The organism is Tessaracoccus yangjingae (assembly GCF_054483935.1).
In genome coordinates this window covers 1,379,811-1,396,641 of the sequence record NZ_CM137014.1, presented here as the reverse complement: position 1 = coordinate 1,396,641, position 16,831 = coordinate 1,379,811, and the positions used below count along the sequence as shown (strand labels likewise).

16 protein-coding genes are annotated in these 16,831 nt (G+C 71.8%); 5 read left to right on the top strand and 11 right to left on the bottom strand.

Annotated elements, in window-relative coordinates; translation table 11 throughout:
* Window positions 1-15: 15 nt before the first annotated feature.
* On the top strand, window positions 16-366 hold the full coding sequence (locus ACX1D3_RS05940; protein WP_458996064.1) for a rhodanese-like domain-containing protein: 351 nt from the start codon (window positions 16-18) through the stop codon (window positions 364-366).
* A 75-nt stretch (window positions 367-441) separates the two neighbouring features.
* Here ACX1D3_RS05940 and fbaA read toward each other — a convergent pair whose 3' ends face one another.
* The 3 genes from fbaA to ACX1D3_RS05925 all read right to left on the bottom strand — a co-directional run bounded on the left by fbaA (window position 442) and on the right by ACX1D3_RS05925 (window position 3,007).
* Window positions 442-1,470 carry a class II fructose-bisphosphate aldolase gene (gene fbaA, locus ACX1D3_RS05935; protein ID WP_458996063.1) on the bottom strand — a complete coding sequence of 343 codons (1,029 nt, stop codon included), beginning with the start codon at window positions 1,468-1,470 and terminating at the stop codon, window positions 442-444.
* A 96-nt stretch (window positions 1,471-1,566) separates the two neighbouring features.
* The gene (locus tag ACX1D3_RS05930; protein ID WP_458996062.1) at window positions 1,567-2,106 is read right to left on the bottom strand and encodes a hypothetical protein; all 540 of its coding nucleotides are present in this window, start codon (window positions 2,104-2,106) and stop codon (window positions 1,567-1,569) included.
* 25 nt (window positions 2,107-2,131) lie between these two features.
* Window positions 2,132-3,007, bottom strand: coding sequence for a helix-turn-helix transcriptional regulator (locus tag ACX1D3_RS05925; RefSeq protein WP_458996061.1), 876 nt, complete (start codon window positions 3,005-3,007; stop codon window positions 2,132-2,134).
* A 101-nt stretch (window positions 3,008-3,108) separates the two neighbouring features.
* Between ACX1D3_RS05925 and ACX1D3_RS05920 the strand changes: the two genes are divergently transcribed.
* The gene (locus tag ACX1D3_RS05920) at window positions 3,109-3,540 is read left to right on the top strand and encodes a cyclophilin-like fold protein (RefSeq protein ID WP_458996060.1); all 432 of its coding nucleotides are present in this window, start codon (window positions 3,109-3,111) and stop codon (window positions 3,538-3,540) included.
* 33 nt (window positions 3,541-3,573) lie between these two features.
* Here ACX1D3_RS05920 and ACX1D3_RS05915 read toward each other — a convergent pair whose 3' ends face one another.
* From ACX1D3_RS05915 to ACX1D3_RS05900, 4 genes are all read right to left on the bottom strand, one after another.
* Window positions 3,574-4,164 (bottom strand): TrmH family RNA methyltransferase, encoded by a 591-nt coding sequence (locus tag ACX1D3_RS05915; protein WP_458996489.1) that lies wholly within the window; start codon window positions 4,162-4,164, stop codon window positions 3,574-3,576.
* A gap of 183 nt (window positions 4,165-4,347) precedes the next feature.
* Entirely contained in the window at window positions 4,348-4,893 is a 546-nt protein-coding gene (locus ACX1D3_RS05910) for a YceI family protein (protein WP_458996059.1), read from the bottom strand.
* A gap of 138 nt (window positions 4,894-5,031) precedes the next feature.
* Window positions 5,032-5,814 (bottom strand): LemA family protein, encoded by a 783-nt coding sequence (locus tag ACX1D3_RS05905; protein ID WP_458996058.1) that lies wholly within the window; start codon window positions 5,812-5,814, stop codon window positions 5,032-5,034.
* Window positions 5,815-5,906: 92 nt separating this feature from the next.
* Entirely contained in the window at window positions 5,907-7,379 is a 1,473-nt protein-coding gene (locus ACX1D3_RS05900; RefSeq protein ID WP_458996057.1) for a helix-turn-helix domain-containing protein, read from the bottom strand.
* Between the two features lie 137 nt (window positions 7,380-7,516).
* Here ACX1D3_RS05900 and aceA point away from each other — a divergent pair, with 137 nt between their 5' ends.
* Window positions 7,517-8,794 (top strand): isocitrate lyase, encoded by a 1,278-nt coding sequence (gene aceA / locus ACX1D3_RS05895; RefSeq protein WP_458996056.1) that lies wholly within the window; start codon window positions 7,517-7,519, stop codon window positions 8,792-8,794.
* A 34-nt stretch (window positions 8,795-8,828) separates the two neighbouring features.
* Window positions 8,829-11,060 carry a malate synthase G gene (locus ACX1D3_RS05890; RefSeq protein ID WP_458996055.1) on the top strand — a complete coding sequence of 744 codons (2,232 nt, stop codon included), beginning with the start codon at window positions 8,829-8,831 and terminating at the stop codon, window positions 11,058-11,060.
* Here the strand turns inward: ACX1D3_RS05890 and pyrE are convergent.
* From pyrE to cobT, 3 genes are all read right to left on the bottom strand, one after another.
* Window positions 11,053-11,595 (bottom strand): orotate phosphoribosyltransferase, encoded by a 543-nt coding sequence (gene pyrE, locus ACX1D3_RS05885; protein ID WP_458996054.1) that lies wholly within the window; start codon window positions 11,593-11,595, stop codon window positions 11,053-11,055. The two genes, ACX1D3_RS05890 and pyrE, sit on opposite strands and share 8 nt — an antisense overlap.
* The gene (locus ACX1D3_RS05880) at window positions 11,592-12,431 is read right to left on the bottom strand and encodes a sortase domain-containing protein (protein WP_458996053.1); all 840 of its coding nucleotides are present in this window, start codon (window positions 12,429-12,431) and stop codon (window positions 11,592-11,594) included. Before ACX1D3_RS05880 ends, pyrE begins: the two co-directional genes overlap by 4 nt.
* A gap of 117 nt (window positions 12,432-12,548) precedes the next feature.
* Entirely contained in the window at window positions 12,549-13,604 is a 1,056-nt protein-coding gene (gene cobT / locus ACX1D3_RS05875) for a nicotinate-nucleotide--dimethylbenzimidazole phosphoribosyltransferase (protein WP_458996052.1), read from the bottom strand.
* A 34-nt stretch (window positions 13,605-13,638) separates the two neighbouring features.
* On the opposite strand from cobT, the gene ACX1D3_RS05870 reads away from it, so the two are divergent.
* Window positions 13,639-14,358 (top strand): cobalt-precorrin-6A reductase, encoded by a 720-nt coding sequence (locus ACX1D3_RS05870; protein WP_458996051.1) that lies wholly within the window; start codon window positions 13,639-13,641, stop codon window positions 14,356-14,358.
* A gap of 5 nt (window positions 14,359-14,363) precedes the next feature.
* Here the strand turns inward: ACX1D3_RS05870 and cobBC are convergent, their stop codons facing one another.
* Entirely contained in the window at window positions 14,364-16,826 is a 2,463-nt protein-coding gene (gene cobBC, locus ACX1D3_RS05865) for a bifunctional hydrogenobyrinic acid a,c-diamide synthase/histidinol phosphate aminotransferase CobBC (protein WP_458996050.1), read from the bottom strand.
* Window positions 16,827-16,831: the final 5 nt, after the last annotated feature.

Below are 16,831 nucleotides of genomic sequence, written 5' to 3'. Positions count from 1 at the left end.
GTATAGAATGCGGGCATGACCCTGACTCGAACCCTCTTCTCCCTGGTCCTCGCCGTCGTCGCTCTCCTTGGGCTCAGTGCCTGTTCGGACGCGGGTGCCGACGACGCGCGCGCCGCCATCTCCGAGGGCGCGACGGTGATCGACGTGCGTACCCCCGAGGAGTATGCGGCCGGCAACATCGAGGGCGCCCTCAACATCGACGTCCAGGCGCCCGACTTCGCCGACCGGGTCGGCGAGCTGCCCAAGGACGACACCTATGTCGTCTACTGCCGTTCGGGCAACCGCTCCGCGGCCGCGATCGACATCATGGAGGACCTCGGCTTCACCAGCCTCATCGACGGTGGCGCCTACACCTCGCTCAAGTAGCGGACAGCACAGACGGCGAGCGGCCGGCCCCCGGAGGGACCGGCCACTCGCCGTCGGTCAGCTCAGAGCGTCAGCTCACTTGGCGCCCATGGTGGTGCCGGCGGAGCGGAGGTTCTGGCAGGCCTCGACGATGCGGGCGGCCATGCCGGCCTCGGCCAGCTTGCCCCACGCGCGGGGATCGTAGGCCTTCTTGTTGCCCACCTCGCCGTCGACCTTCAGCACGCCGTCGTAGTTGCTGAACATGTGCCCGGCCACGGGGCGGGTGTAGGCGTACTGCGTGTCCGTGTCGACGTTCATCTTGATGACGCCGAAGTCCACCGCGTCGGAGATCTCCTGGGCGGTGGAGCCGGAGCCGCCGTGGAAGACCAGGTCGAACGGCTTGTCCTTGCCGTACTTGGCGCCGACGGCGTCCTGGATCTCCTTGAGCACCGACGGGCGGAGCTTGACCGCACCCGGCTTGTACACGCCGTGCACGTTGCCGAAGGTGAGGGCCGTCATGTAGCGGCCCTTCTCGCCCAGGCCGAGCACCTCGATGGTGCGCATGCCGTCCTCGATGGTGGTGTAGAGCTTGTCGTTGATCTCCGCGGAGACCCCGTCCTCTTCGCCACCGACGACGCCCACCTCGATCTCGAGGATGATGTTGGCGGCCTTGGTGAGGGCGAGCAGCTCGTCAGCGATCTGCAGGTTCTCCTCCATGGGCACCGCGGAGCCGTCCCACATGTGGGACTGGAACAGCGGCAGCTGGCCGTTCTTCACGCGCTCGGCCGAGATGGCCAGCAGCGGGCGCACGAACGAATCGAGCTTGTCCTTGGGGCAGTGGTCCGTGTGCAGCGCGATCTGGATGGGGTAGTTCTTCGCCACCTCCTGCGCGTAGGCCGCGAGGGCGGCGGCGCCGGTGACCTTGTCCTTGATGGTGGCGCCGGAGGCGTACTCGGCGCCGCCGGTGGACACCTGGATGATGCCGTCAGAGCCAGCCTCCGCGAACCCCTGGATGGCCGCGGTCACCGTCGACGATGAGGTGATGTTGATGGCCGGGTAAGCGAACTTGTTCGCCTTGGCCCGATCGAGCATTTCGGCATAGATCTCGGGAGTAGCAATGGGCATGGATGCCTCTTTTCTGGGTGAGACTTCGGGTCGCCCCAACCTTATCGTCTCGGCGCGCCCCGAGGGAGGGCGGGGTCAGCTCCCGCGGGCCTGTGGTCAGAGCACCTTGTCGAGCGCCGAGACGTCCAAACCGACGCGCCCGAGCGAGTAGGCACGGGCCGCCGAATCGATCACCGCGGGGCTGGCGTCGACGAAGCTGGCGGGCACCTTGCCGACCGGGGCGCCGTCGGCCTCCAACATGATCGACGGCCCAGCACCCGAGAGCCCCCCGGTGAGGCGGAGGGCGGTGACGCGGTCCCACGGGACGGCCGGCGCGGGAGGGGTGACGAACTCGACCCCGTAGGCGTCGAAGTAGAAGGCCACGCCGTCCTGGATGCGGCCGAGGTCGCGCTTGGCGCGCTGCAGCCCGACGACGGAGAGGACCAGCCAGAAGGCGGACGACGCCACCCAGATGGCCACCAGGGCGATGGTCCACTCCCGCGACCAGTCACGCCCGATGGTGAGGACGAGCACCGCCAGGATGGCCAGCGAGATGACGGTGGAGATGATGCGCCAGCGGAGGGCCGAGCGCTTCTGCGCCACGCGCGCCGCCGTCGGAAGTGGGGTCAGTCCCGCGGCGAATCGCTGTGGCTGCATGCCTCCCACCCTAGCGGGCGGCAGCTCAGCCGACGGTGGTCGATGCGGCCGGCGACGACGCCCAGGAGCCCAGCAGGCGCAGGCTTTCGGCGTCGCGGGTGCCGGGCTCGGCGGTGAAGACGGTGAGCTGCGCCCGCTGGCCCACCACGTCGAGGCCGTCGTAGTGCAGCGTCAGGTCCCCCACCACGTGGTGATGGAACCGCTTCACGCCGGTGTCCTGCTGCCAGACGTCGTGCCGCGCCCAGAGCCCCCGGAACTCCTCGCTCCGCGTCGACAGCTCACCCACGAGATCCTGCAGCTGCTTGTCATGAGGGTCGCGGCCGGCCTCCGTGCGCAGCATCGCGACGTTGACGAAGGCGACCTCCTCCCAGTCCGGGTAGAACACGTGGGAGCGGGGGTCGAGGAAGAGGTAGCGGGCGAAGTTGGGGGGCTGGGACGACGAGCCGGTGATCATCTCGTCCAGCAGTGCGCGTCCCAGCGTGTTCCACGCGAGCAGGTCCGTGCGCCCGTTCCCGATCAGCGCCACGGCGGTCGACATCGAGTCGAGGAACCACTGGAGACTGGGCGAGGGCTGCCACCGCTTGGCCGGCCTGCCGCGACGCCGGGACGCCGGCGCGGAGCCCTCGGCCTGCCGGGCGAGCCGGTAGAGGTGGTCGCGCTCCGCGTCGTCCATCTGCAGGGCTCGGGCCAACCCGTCGAGCACCGCCGCCGACGCCCCGGCGATCGCTCCCCGTTCGAGGCGGGCGTAGTACTCGACGCTGACGCCGGCCAGCATCGCGGCCTCGCTGCGGCGCAACCCCGCCACGCGCCTGTCGCCGATGCGCGGCAGCCCGGCGGCCTCGGGCTCGACCCGCGCACGCCGCGACATGAGGAATTCGCGCACCTCTGATCTGTTGTCCATGTGTGCCAGCGTAGGTCGGCCGAGGCTGGTCAGGGACGCCCTGCCAGGGCACGTCAGGGCAGGGACTCCCCCGCCCGCCCGGCCTCCGGTGCACTGGAAGCATGACACGACGACTCCTCGCAGCACTCTCCTTCGCCGCTCTTCTCGCCGCCTCCGCCTGCACCGCGGCGCCATCCTCGACCGCGACCCTGCTGGAGGTGTCGCTGGACGCCTCCCCCGCCGGGCTCACGGTGGCTCCCCACCTGCCCGCGAGCCTCACCTTCAGCGACCGCATGGGCGCCGCCCAGGTGGCCCAGCTCCCGTCGGCCCTGCCGGTCGCAGCGTCCCCCGAGGTGTCCACCTACCGGGCGGGCGACGTCGCCTACTCGTTCGACGAGCACGCGCTGGTCGTCTTCACCGTCGACGGCGCCGGGGCGGGAGAGACCCGCCTCGTGCGGGTCGGCAGGGTCGCGCAGGGGCTGGCCGAGTTGTCCGGCTGCGTCCGGGACTGCACCGTCGCCCTGGTGACCGAGGGGTCCGCCACCTCCCGGTGATCGGGGCCGCGACCTTCTGCGGGTCCCGCTGCCTCAGCCGGCCGGGGCGTGCTGGAGCGCCCAGTGGTACATCGCGATGGCCGCGGCCGCGCCGGCGTTCATCGAACGCGTCGAGCCACGCTGCGTGATGGCGACGAGCCGCTCACAGCCCTCGACCATCGCGTCGGTGAGCCCCGGCCCCTCGGAGCCGAAGACCAGGCAGCAGCGCTCGGGGAGCTGCGCCGTCTCCAGCGGGACCGAGCCCGGCAGGTTGTCCACGCCGACGGGCGTCACCCCCTCGGCCGCGAGGTGGGCGAGCAGGGAGGCCTCGTCGTCGTGGTGGATGACGTGCAGGTAGCGGTCCGTCACCATGGCGCCGCGCCGGTTCCACCGTCGGCGCCCCACGATGTGCACCGCTGCGACGTTGAACGCGTTGGCGGTCCGCACGATGGAGCCGATGTTGAAGTCGTGCTCCCAGTTCTGGATGGCCACGTGCAGCGGCGCGCGCGTCCGGTCGAGGTCGGCGACGATGGCCTCCATCCGCCAGTACCGGTACCGGTCGATCACGTTGCGCCGGTCCCCCTCCGCCAGCAGCGCGGGGTCCAGGCGCTCGCCCTCGGGCCACGGCTGGGGGTGCGGCCCCACGCCGACGGTGGGCGCCGTCGGATCCGCCGGCGCGCCGGTCACGCCGGCGTCAGAGGGGTGGGCGGCGTCGGGGCTGGCCACGGAATCGGTCACGAGGCGAGCTTGGCCCACGCCGCCGGGCGAGGCAACCCGGGAACGCGGCAGCGCCCCGGCCGACCGGCCGGGGCGCTGTGCGGGGGTGGATCAGGCAGCCTGCTGGATGGCGGAGATCTCCACCTCGATGGCGACCTTGTCGGAGACCAGGAAGCCGCCGGTCTCGAGAGCGGCGTTCCAGGTGAGGCCGAAGTCGGCGCGCGAGATGTTGGTGGAGCCCTCGAAGCCGACGCGGACGTTGCCGAAGGGGTCCTTCGCGGCGCCCTGGTACTCGAGCGGGAGAGTGATGGAGCGGGTGGTGTCCTTGATGGTCAGGTCACCGGTCACCTCGACGACGTCGCCCTTGATCGCGAAGTCGGTGCCCTTGAAGGTCCAGGTGGGGTGGTTCTCGACGTCGAAGAAGTCGGCGGAGCGGATGTGGCCGTCGCGGTCGGCGTTGCGGGTGGTGACCGAGCCGGCGTCGATGGTGACGTCGAGGGTGGAGTTGGCGGGGTTGGCGCCGTCGACCACCGCGGAGCCCTCGAAGGACTCGAAGGAGCCGCGGACCTTGGTGACCATCGCGTGGCGGGTCACGAAGGAGAAGGCGCTGTGCGAAGGGTCGAGGATGTAGGTGCCGTTGAGCTCGTGGATGGTCATGTGGGGTTCCTTTCGTGGGCTGTTGGTTCAACCCTAAACCATTCTTGTTGAACTGTCAACCATCTTCTTGAAACTTCTTCTACCCGGCATGACGGAGGCCCGCCCCCCAGGCAGGGGACGGGCCTCGTCGGGTGGGGCTCAGCTGGAGAACGGCGGCCGGTAGCCACCCGTCTGCCCCTGGTCTCCCTGCGACGGCGGGGGCACCGCCGGCTGCGGGGGCAGCTCCTGCTGCGCGTGCTGCGGCGGCTGGTAGGGCTGGGCGTAGTCGTCCTGGCGGGGCGCCTGGATCTGCTGCTGCGGCGGCTCAGGGGCGGCCGTGGGGCGCTGGGAGATCTCCCCGAAGTTCACGTCTGGGGCCTGGCGCACGATCGGGTCGTTGACCTCGAAGTACGTGGCCTTCTCGAACTTCGCGAACCCGGCGATGATGTTGCTCGGCACGGACTCGATGCGCGTGTTGTAGTCGCGCACGTTGGCGTTGTAGAAGCGCCGCGACGCCGCGATCCGGTCCTCGGTGTCGGTCAGCTCGCGCTGCAACTCGAGGAAGTTGGTGTTGGACTTCAGGTCCGGGTAGGCCTCAACGGAGACGAGCAGGTTGTGCACGGCCTGCGTCAGCTCGGCCTCGACGGCGGCGCGCTGCTCGCTGGGCTGCCCGTGGCTCTGCTGGGAGAGCGAGCGGGCGGTGTTGCGCAGCGCGGTGATCTGCTCCAGCGTGTTGCGCTCGTGCGCGGCATAGCCGCGGACGGTCTCCACCAGGTTGGGGATCAGCTCGTAGCGGCGGTTCAGCTCCACGTCGATCTGCCGCCAGGACTCCTGGATCAGGTTGCGGCTCTTCACGAAGCCGTTGTAGGCGCTGACGCCCCAGCCCACCACCGCAAGCGCGATGACGACCAGGACGATGAGGACAATCAGGAATGCATCCACTTCGGTCTCCTTCGATCAGTCGTCTTCACGGTAGCGCAGCGGGCGTTTCACCCGCAGCAACAGCACGCGCCGGCCCCGGATCGGCGCGCAGGTCAGTCGAGGTTGTGGGCGTCCAGGAACTGGAACACCTCGGTGTCGTCGACGCCGGGGAAGGTGCCCGGGGGCAGCGCCGCGAGCAGATGCGCGTGCGTGCGCGCGCTGGGCCAGGCGCGCCCGGACCACCTCGTCGCGAGGTCCTCCGGCGCCCTGCGGCAGCAGGCCGGGTCCGGGCAGGTGGAGACGGAGCGTTCGCGGGTGTCGCGGCCACGGAACCACTTGGAGTCGCGGTAGCGCACCCCGATGCCGGTGGAGAACAGCCCCGATCCGGTCTGCTCCACCCTGGCGGTGCACCAGAAGGTGCCCGTGGGGGTGTCGGTGTACTGGTTGAACGCGTTGAACTTGTCCGCGACGGCGAAGACCTCCCGCGAGGTCCAGTAGCGGCAGGCCGGCTGGCCCTCGATCGCGCCGAGGTTGTCGCGCGGGAAGGCGACGCCGTCGTTCTCGTAGGCCTTGTAGACGATGCCGGACTCGTGCACGCGCTGGAAGTGGACCGGGATGCCGAGGTGCCTGGTGGCCAGGTTGGTGAACCGGTGCGCCGCCGCCTCGTAGCTCACTGCGAACGCGTCGCGCAGGTCCTCCAACGCCAACTCCCTGCGCGCCTTCGCCTCCTGAAGGAAGCGCACCGTCGGCTCCTCGGGCAGGAGGAGGGCGGCGGCGAAGTAGTTGGTCTCGATCCGCTGCCGCAGGAAGTCGCCGTAGTTGGCGGGCGGCGCGTGGTCGAGCATGTGGTGGCCGAGCGCCTGCAGCAACACCGATCGGGGGTCGTACTCGCGGGACTGGGCGGCGGCCAGATAGATGCGCTTGTTCTTGAGGTCGGTGACCGAGCGGGTCGAGTGCGGCAGGTCTCCCACGTGGTGCAGCGAGAAGCCGAGATGGGCCGTGATCTCGCCGATGAGGTGCTGCGACAGCGGCCCCGAGACGTAGCCGCAGCGCTTCAGCAGCGCGGCCGCCTGCTCCTCGATGGCGCCGAAGTAGTTGTCGCGGGCACGCATCTCGTCGCGGAGGTGCGCGTTGGCGCGGCGGGCCTCCTCGGGGGTGGCCATGCGCTCGGCGGCGTCGTGCGCGAGCTCGCGGTGCAGCGCGACGAGCGCCTCGAGCACGTCGATCGGCATCCGCGGAGAGATCCGCACCATCGGGAGCCCCTTGGCCCGGGCGAGCGGGGACCGCATGAGGCGTTCCAGCTCGATCTCCAGTTGCGCGCGCCGGCTGGGCACGGGCTCGGTGAGGTCCTCCAGAGTGGCCCCGTACACGCGGGAGAGCGTCTGCAGGTGCGAGAGCCTGGCCTCCCGCTTGCCGTTCTCGATCAGGGACAGCTGCGACGGTGCCAGCCCGGACGCCTCAGCCACCTGGCTGAGCGTCAGACCGCGCTCCTTGCGGAGGTGGCGCAGCCGGCGCCCGAGTGAAAACGGATCGAAAGGCCCCTGCTCCTGGGCCGCCGGGGGGTGCAGGTCATCGTCGACAGGCATGAAATCACCGTAGCGGAAATTTCTGCGTTTCTTCATCTCGAAGAGTTCTAGGAATTGACTCCCAAGCACTGAAGGATCGTCACATCGACAGGGACGAGGCAGCACAGCAGCTGCCCCCACCGAAAGGATCGACCGAGATGATGATGGAACCGATGTCCGCGGAGCTGCTGGACTACGACTGGAAGATCAACCCCCGCTGGGCGCACGTGCAGCGCGACTACACCCCCGAGGACGTCGTCCGCCTCCGCGGGCGGGTCCAGGAGGAGCACACCCTGGCACGCCGCGGCGCCGAGAAGCTCTGGGAGCAGCTGCACAGCGAGGACTTCGTCAACGCCCTGGGGGCGCTGACCGGCAACCAGGCCGTCCAGCAGGTCAAGGCCGGCCTCAAGGCCATCTACCTCTCCGGCTGGCAGGTGGCCGCCGACGCCAACCTCTCCGGTCACACCTACCCGGACCAGTCGCTCTACCCCGCCAACTCGGTGCCGCAGGTGGTGCGCCGGATCAACAACGCGCTGCTGCGCGCCGACCAGATCGAGCACGCCGAGGGCATCCGCACCGTCGAGGACTGGCTGGTCCCGATCGTCGCCGACGCAGAGGCCGGGTTCGGCGGCTCGCTCAACGCATACGAGCTCATGAAGGCCATGATCGCCGCCGGGGCCTCGGGCGTGCACTGGGAGGACCAGCTGGCGTCGGAGAAGAAGTGCGGCCACCTCGGCGGCAAGGTGCTCATCCCCACCCAGCAGCACGAGCGCACCCTCAACGCCGCCCGCCTGGCCGCGGACGTGGCCGGGGTGCCGACGGTGATCATCGCCCGCACCGACGCCGAGGCCGCGACCCTCATCACCTCCGACGTCGACGAGCGCGACCGCGAGTTCCTCACCGGCGAGCGCACCAGCGAGGGCTTCCACAAGGTCCGCCCGGGCATGGAGCCCAGCATCGCCCGCGGCAAGGCGTACGCCCGGTACGCCGACCTGCTGTGGATGGAGACCGGCGTGCCGGACCTCGAGGCGGCCCGGACGTTCGCCGAGGCGATCAAGGCCGAGCACCCGGACCAGATGCTGGCGTACAACTGCTCGCCGTCGTTCAACTGGAAGAAGCACCTCGACGACGCCACCATCGCGAAGTTCCAGCGCGAGCTGGGCGCCATGGGCTACGCCTTCCAGTTCATCACCCTGGCCGGCTTCCACGCCCTCAACTACTCGATGTTCGACCTGGCCCAGGGGTACGCCACCCGCCAGATGTCGGCCTACGTCGAGCTGCAGGAGCGCGAGTTCGCCGCCGAGGAGCGCGGCTACACCGCCACCCGGCACCAGCGGGAGGTGGGCACCGGCTACTTCGACACCATCGCCTCCGCCATCAACCCCGCCAGCTCGACCACCGCGCTCGAGGACTCCACAGAGTCCGCGCAGTTCTGAATCCCCACCTCGCTCGAAGAGAAGGAGCACTCCCATGACGATGACCCTCACCGCCCCCGCCCACACCCACCCGCAGCGCGCCACGCACGTCCCCGTCGGGTCCCTCTGGGTGGACCGCACCCTCGTGGACTTCGTCGACCGCGAAGCCCTGCCCCAGGCAGGCGTGGACCGGGGGCGGTTCTGGGCCGGCTTCGAGCGCGTCTTCGGGGAGTTCTCCGGGCGCAACCGCGCCCTGCTCGACGAGCGCGACCGTATGCAGCGTGCCATCGACGAGTTCCACAGGGCCACCCCCGGGACCCCGTACGCGCCGCACTACCAGAGACTTCTGCGGGAGATCGGCTACCTGCTCGACGAGCCCACCGGCGTCCGCGCGCGCACCACGAACGTCGACACCGAGATCGCCGAGATGGCCGGCCCGCAGCTGGTGGTCCCGGTCACCAACCGCCGGTTCGCGATCAACGCGGCCAACGCGCGCTGGGGCTCGCTGTACGACGCGCTGTACGGCACCGACACGGTCAGCGAGGACGGAGGGGCGCACCGCGACGGCCCCTACAACCCGGTCCGCGGCGAGCGCGTCATCGCCTGGGCGCGCGAGTTCCTGGACCGGGCGGCGCCACTGGCCTCAGGGTCACACGCGGAGGTGGTCCGGTACCAGGCCGGACGGGACCTGCGGGCCACCCTGACCTCCGGGGAGACGGTGGGCCTGGCCGACCCGTGGTCGTTCGTCGGCTATTCCGGGGAGGCGGAGGCGCACACGTCGATCCTGCTCGAGCGCCACGGGCTCCACATCGAGCTGCGGATCGACCCGTTCGGCCCCATCGGGCGCACCGACAAGGCCGGGATCGACGACATCGTCCTCGAATCGGCGGTCACCGCCATCATGGACTTCGAGGACTCCGTGGCCACCGTCGACGGGCCCGACAAGGTGATCGGCTACCGGACGTGGCTGCAGCTCAACCGGGGCGACGCCGCCGAGGAGATGGACAAGGGCGGCCGGACGTTCCTGCGCACGATGGCCGACGACCGCGTCTTCACCCGGCCCGACGGCGGCGAGCTGCGCCTGCACGGCCGTGCGCTGATGCTGTGCCGCAACGTCGGCCACCTCATGACCACCCCGGCCGTCCTGGACTCCGAGGGCCGGGAGATGCCCGAAGGCATCCTCGACGCGCTGGTGACCAGCCTGTGCGCCATGCCCGGCCTATCGCCGGACAACCCGCGGCGCAACTCCCGCACGGGCTCGATCTACATCGTCAAGCCCAAGCAGCACGGGCCGGCGGAGGTGGCGTTCACCTCCGAGCTGTTCGCCGCCGTCGAGGACGTCCTCGGCCTGCCGCGCACCACACTGAAGATGGGGATCATGGACGAGGAGCGGCGCACCACGCTCAACCTCGCGGCCTGCATCGCGGAGGCGGCCGACCGGATCATCTTCATCAACACCGGGTTCCTGGACCGCACCGGCGACGAGATCCACACCTCCATGGAGGCCGGCCCGATGATCCGCAAGGCGGAGATGAAGCAGGCCGCGTGGATGGCCGCGTACGAGGACTGGAACGTCGACGTCGGCATCGCGTGCGGGCTGCCGGGCCGGGCGCAGATCGGCAAGGGCATGTGGGCCAAGACCGACCTCATGGCGGACATGGTTGAGGAGAAGATCGCGCATCCCGACGCCGGCGCGACGACGGCGTGGGTGCCCTCCCCCACGGCCGCGACCCTTCACGCCACGCACTACCACCGCGTCGACGCGCGGGGACGGCAGGACCAGATCGCCGAGCTGGGGCGGCGGGCCACCGTCGACCAGCTGCTCGAGATCCCGCTGGCGCCCAGCACCCGCTGGACGGCGGAGGAGCGGCAGCAGGAGGTGGACAACTCCTGCCAGTCCATCCTGGGCTACGTGGTCCGCTGGATCGACCAGGGCGTCGGCTGCTCAAAGGTGCCCGACATCACCGACACCTCGCTCATGGAGGACCGCGCCACCTGCCGGATCAGCTCGCAGATGCTCGCCAACTGGATCCGGCACGGGATCGTCTCGGAGGCGTTCGTGGTCCAGGCGCTCAAGCGGATGGCGGCGGTGGTCGACGCGCAGAACGCCGACGATCCCGCCTACCGGCCGATGACGCCGGAGGCGGGGGGCTCCTTCAAGGACTCCATCGCCTGGTGCGCGGCGCGGGACCTGGTGCTGCAGGGCACCTGGTCGCCGTCGGGCTACACCGAGCCGATCCTCCACGCCCGCCGTCGCGAGTACAAGGCGCGGTACGGGATCAGCTGAGCCCGAGATCCGCCAGGTCCACCGCGTAGCGGTACTCGAGGCCGGCGTCGCCCACCTTCTCGGCGGCGCCGGTCCCGCGGTCCACCACCACGGCCACCGCGACCACCTCGCCCCCGGCCTCGCGGACCGCCTCGACGGCGGTGAGGGCCGAGCCGCCGGTGGTCGAGGTGTCCTCCACCACGAGCACCCGTCGCCCCGCCACCTCGGTGCCCTCGATGCGGCGCTGCATGCCGTGCCCCTTGGCGGACTTGCGCACGACGAAGGCGTCGAGCCGTCCGCCCGCGGCGGCCGTGGCGTGCAGCATCGCGGTGGCCACCGGATCCGCGCCGAGGGTGAGCCCGCCGACGGCGTCGAAGTCCAGGTCGGCCACGAGGTCGTTCATGACGCGGCCGACCAGCGGCGAGGCTGCGCCGTCGAGGGTGACGCGGCGCATGTCGATGTAGTAGTCGGCCTCCTTGCCCGAGGCGAGCGTCACCCGGCCGTGCACGACGGCCAGGTTCTTGATGTGCTCGATCAGTTCGCTGCGGTCTGTCATGGGATCTCCGTGTTCTCCAGGATTCCGAAGCCGACGGATCGGTCCGGGGTCTCGATGAGGTCTTCGTGGGTGGTCAGGGTGAGGATGGCCTCGGTGGGCGCGAGGTCGGGCTTACCGGGGACGGGGTCGAGGACCCAGGTGTCGTCGCGGTGGACGGTGAGCTGCGAGGGCGGGAGCGTGATCCGGTAGGTGTAGGTGGCCAGCGCGGTCTCGATGATCACCTCGTCGCCTTCGGCCAGGTCCAGGAGCCCGGCGAATGGCGCCCCATGTGTGAGCCGCAGCCCGGCGAGCGCCACGTTGCCGACCTGGCCCGGAAGCGCCGTCGAGGGGTACCAGCCGACGGCCTCGGTGAGCAGGTCCTCGTCCACCCCGGAGACGACGGGCCACACCACGCCCTGAGAGGGGATGCGCAGGATCCAGGCGGGCTCGCCGGGCGCCGGCACCACCTCGGCGGGTGCCTGGCCGTCGTCGGTCGGGGCGGGTGTGGCGGTGGCCCACTCGGCCCGCAGCTGCGCGACGGACTCCGCGGCCGCGCTGCGCGCGAGCCAGGTGGTGCCGTAGACCTGCCAGGCGAGGAATCCGCCGACCCCGAGTGTCGCGGCGAGGAGCACGAGCGCCACGACGGCCAGCGGCGAGGCTCCGCGTCGCCCCGCCTTCGCCGTGTCGACCGGGGCCGGCTGTGGCAACGCGGCTTGTGCCGGCTGTGGCTCGGCGGCTTGGGCCGGCTGTGGCTCGGCGGCTCGGGCCGGCTCGGCCATGGTGTCCCCCGGTGAGCCGGGAGCGGGGGCGCCCAGCGCAGGCTCCATGCCGTCGCCCGCGGCCCGCTTCGCTTCCATGGGCGCCATTCTTCCCTACCCGGCAGCCCCGGGCCGCGCGGTGGACGTTCCTCCAGGCCGCCCCTCGGGCCCCTCAGCGGGGTGGGACCCGGCCTGGAGGAACACAATCCGCGCTGGTCACCCCTCGGCGACCCCTGCCGAGTCGAACGTCGCCATCTCGTTGAGGATCCTGGCCGAGGCCTGGACCGCGGGGAGGGCGAGCGCCGCGCCTGTGCCCTCGCCGAGCCGGAGGTCGAGGTCCACCAGTGGCTGAAGGTCCAGCCACGTCAGAGCCGCCCTGATGCCCGGCTCCACGCCGGCGTGGCCGGCGATCAGGTACCTGGTCACAGCCTCGTCGAATCCCGACGCGACACACGCCGCCGACGCGGCGATCACCCCGTCGACGATCACCGGTACGCGGCGGGCGGCCGCGCCGAGGATGAACCCGGCGAGGGCCGCGTGCTCCAGGCCGCCGACGGCGGCGAGGACACCCAGCGGATCGGCGGGGTCCGGGCGGTGCAGCCTCAGGGCGCCCTCGATCACGTCGATCTTCCGGGTCAGCATGTCGTCGCCGGCGCCCGCGCCGCGCCCCGTCACCGACATGACGGGCAGCCCCGAGAACACCGCGATCAGCGCGCTCGCCGGCGTGGTGTTGCCGATGCCCATCTCGCCGGTGAGCAGGATCTCGGCCCCGCCGTCGATGGCCTCGTCGGCGGCCTCGATGCCCACCTCGAGCGCCGCGCGGGCCTCATCGCGGGTCAGCGCAGGCTCGACGGCGAAGTCCCGGGTGCCGGCGCGGACCTTGCGCGCGCGGATCCCGGGGTGCTCCGGCACCTCCGCCGCGACACCCACGTCCGTGACCCACACGTCGGCCCCCACCTGGCGGGCGATGGCGTTGATGGCCGCGCCGCCGGAGGCGATGTTGAGCGCCATCTGCACGGTGACCTCCTGCGGCCAGGGGCTGATGCCCTGGGCGCAGACGCCGTGGTCGCCGGCGAAGAGGCCCACCACCGCGCGGCCGGGAATGGGCGGCGGGCAGGTGTCGGCGATGGCGGCCAGCCGGTTGCCGATCTCCTCCAGCCGGCCGAGGCTGCCGGCGGGCTTGGTGAGGCGGAGCTGGCGCGCCTGGGCGGCCGCGAGCGCCTCGGCTGAGGCGGGGCGGATGGCGGACAGGGTGTCGTCGAGCAGGGTCATGGGTGTCCTTTCACCGGATGGTTGGATGGGAGGCGTGATTCTGATCCTGGGCGGCACCGCGGAGGGCCGCCACCTGGCGGAGGGGCTGGCCGGGCGCGACGCTGTGCTGTCGCTGGCCGGCCGCACGCGTGCGCCGCTCACGGCTGGCGAGGTGCGCATCGGCGGCTTCGGGGGGGTTGACGGTCTGCGCGGCTACCTGCGTGGACGGGGCGTGACGGCCGTGGTGAACGCCACACATCCGTTCGCGGCGCGGATGTCGCGGAACGCGGCGGAGGCCTGCGCCGCCGAGGGGATCGCGCTCCTGCGGCTGCTGCGGCCGAGCTGGGCCTCGCATCCCCTGGCGAGCACCTGGCACTGGGTGGACGGCCACGGCGACGCCGCCCGCCTCGCCGCGACACTCGGAGCCCGCCCGCTGCTCACGGTGGGCCGCCAACACACCGCTGACTACGTGACGGATCTCGCGGACCGGGATGTGGTGGCCCGGGTGGCCGAGCCTCCCATCGCCTTTCTGCCGGCGCGATGGACTCTGCTCACCAGCCGTGGCCCGTTCACGGTCGACGGCGAGCGGGAGCTGATGGCCGCGCACGGCATAGACGTCCTCGTGACCAAGGACGCGGGCGGTGCGCACACCGACGCGAAGCTGGGCGTCGCCGCCGAGCGGGGCGCCGCCGTCGTGATGATCTGGCGGCCGGCGTCGCCGGAGGGGGTGCCCGAGGCGGCCGACGTCGCGGGCGCGCTCGCCTGGCTGGGCTGACGCGCTCACCGCGGGTCCGCCAGGTCCGCGAGGGTCGCGGCGAGGCGACGGTGGACGTCCGGGGTGCGCACGGCGAACCTCAGCCACGTCGGCCCCAGGCCGGGGAACGTCTCACCGCGTCTGACTGCCAACCCGCGCTCGGCGAGCTGTCCACGCAGCGAGGCCCGGGAGAGCGCGGAGGCGTCGGCGAGCACGAACGGCGCGTGGCCCGGGACGACGGCAAGGCCCGCGTCGGTGAGGCGGGCGGCGAGATCTTCTCGGGCGGCGGCGGCGTCCTCGGCGAGGCGTGCCGCCTCCTCCGCGGCGCGCGGGGATGTGCAGGCGACCGCCGCGCGGATCGCCGGGGTGGAGACGGACCAGGGCGGCTGCTGGGCGGCGAGGCGCGCGATGAGGGCCGGGTCGCCGACGACGTAGCCGATCCGCAGCCCGGCGAGCCCCCAGGTCTTGGTGAGCGAGCGCAGCACGAGCCGGCCCGGCATCTCGGGGGCGATGAGGGTCTCCGGCTCGCCAGGCACGGCGTCCATGAAGGCCTCGTCGACGACGAGGGTCGCGGCGGGGATCCGGGCCAGGTCGTCGGCGAGGTGGAGGACGCCGGTGGGGTTGGTGGGGTTGCCGACGATCGTGAGGTCCGCCGTCGGGACCCGTGAGGGGACGAGGCGGAAGCCGTCGTCGGCGGCCAGGAGGTGGCGGCGGGGGTCGCGGCCGGCTGCCCGGAGCGCCGCCTCGGGTTCGGTGAACTGGGGGTGGACGATGAGCGCGTCGCCGGGGAGGGCGCGGGCGATGAGGGTGAACGCCTCGGCGGCGCCGGCCACCGGAAGCACCATGGCCGGGTCGACGCCGTGGTGCGCGGCGAGCGCCTCGACGGCGGGGCGGGGGTCCGGGTAGGCGGCGAGGTCGCCGTCGCCGAAGACCTCCGCGGCCAGCCAGGCCGGGGTGGTGGCCACGCGGACGTTGACCGCGAGGTCGACCAGGCCTGGGGCGAGGTCGCGGTCGCCGTGATGCAGGAGGTCGACGTCCTGCCCGGTGGGGGCCGCGGGTGGGTGGGGTTTGAGCCGATGGATGGGTTCAACGCAGGATTTCGGGTTCGAAAACGCTTTCGGATGCTGCGAACCCATCCATCGGCTCAAACCCCCTCCCGTCCCGAAGGCATGGACCGCGTCGGCGAATCGCTGGGCCAGCTGGGGGTGCCCCGCCCAGTGCACGTGCAGGTACGACGCGTGCAGCCTCTCCCCCGCGACGCCGTCGGCCTTCCCGTCCAGCAGCCACGCCGGCGACCCGACCCCGCCGGTGACCGTCGTGCGGTGGAACTCGTGGCCGGTCACCTCCTCGCCGGGCCGACCGAGCAGCGTGGGCCGCTCTGCCGTCGCGACCCGATACCCCATCGTCAACCGCGGCCCCATCGCCGCGTCGGCCCCGACGGCGCCCACCATCGGCCTTCGGTCCAGGCTCCGGCACAGGTACAGCAACCCGGCACACTCCGCGACCGTCGGCAGCCCGCCCGCGACCGCCTCCCGGATCTCGGCCATCAAGGCCCGGTTCGATGCCAACTCCCCTGCGTACACCTCCGGGAACCCGCCTCCGAGCCACAGCCCGGCGCTCCCCTCCGGCAGCCTCTCGTCCACGAGCGGGTCGAACTCCACCACCAGGCAACCGGCCGCGGCAAGCAGCTCGTCGGTTTCCGGGTACCGGAACGTGAACGCCCGGCCGCCGGCCACGGCCACCACGGGCCGGCGGTCCGACGGCGGCGACACTTCCCGCGTCGGGTCCCACGCCTCGCACCCCGCCGCACCGGCGGAACGAGCCAAAGCCAGCAGCGCCGCCACGTCGACATGCGCGGCCACCACCTCGCCCATCGCCGCGACCCTCGAGTCGTCGCGTTCCGCCACCGGCACCAGCCCCAGGTGCCGCGACGGCGCCTCGATGTCCAGCGCCCGCGGCAGCACCCCCAGCACCGGCAGGCCCACCTCCTCGACGGCGGCGCGCGCCTCCGCGGCATGCCGAACGCTCCCCACCTGGTTGAGGATCACCCCCGCCACGCGCACGCGCGGGTCGAACCTCGCCATGCCCAGCGCCACCGCCCCGGCGCTCCGCGCCGTGTGCCGCGCGTCGATCACCAGCACCACCGGCGCCTCGAGCAGCCCCGCCACGTGCGCCGTCGACCCGAATCCCCCGGTGCCGAGCCGGCCGTCGAACAGCCCCATCACGCCCTCGATCACCGCCACGTCGGCCCCGGCGGAGCCGTTCGCGAACAGCGGCCCGATCCGCTCCTCACCGCAGAGGAACGGATCGAGGTTGCGGCCCGGGCGGCCGGTGGCGAGCCCGTGGTAGCCGGGGTCGATGTAGTCCGGCCCCACCTTGAACGGCGCCACCTCCAGCCCCCGCGCCCGCAACGCCGCCATGAGGCCGGTGGCCACCGTCGTCTTCCCCTGCCCCGACGACGGCGCGGCGATCACCAGCCTGCTCACCATCCGAT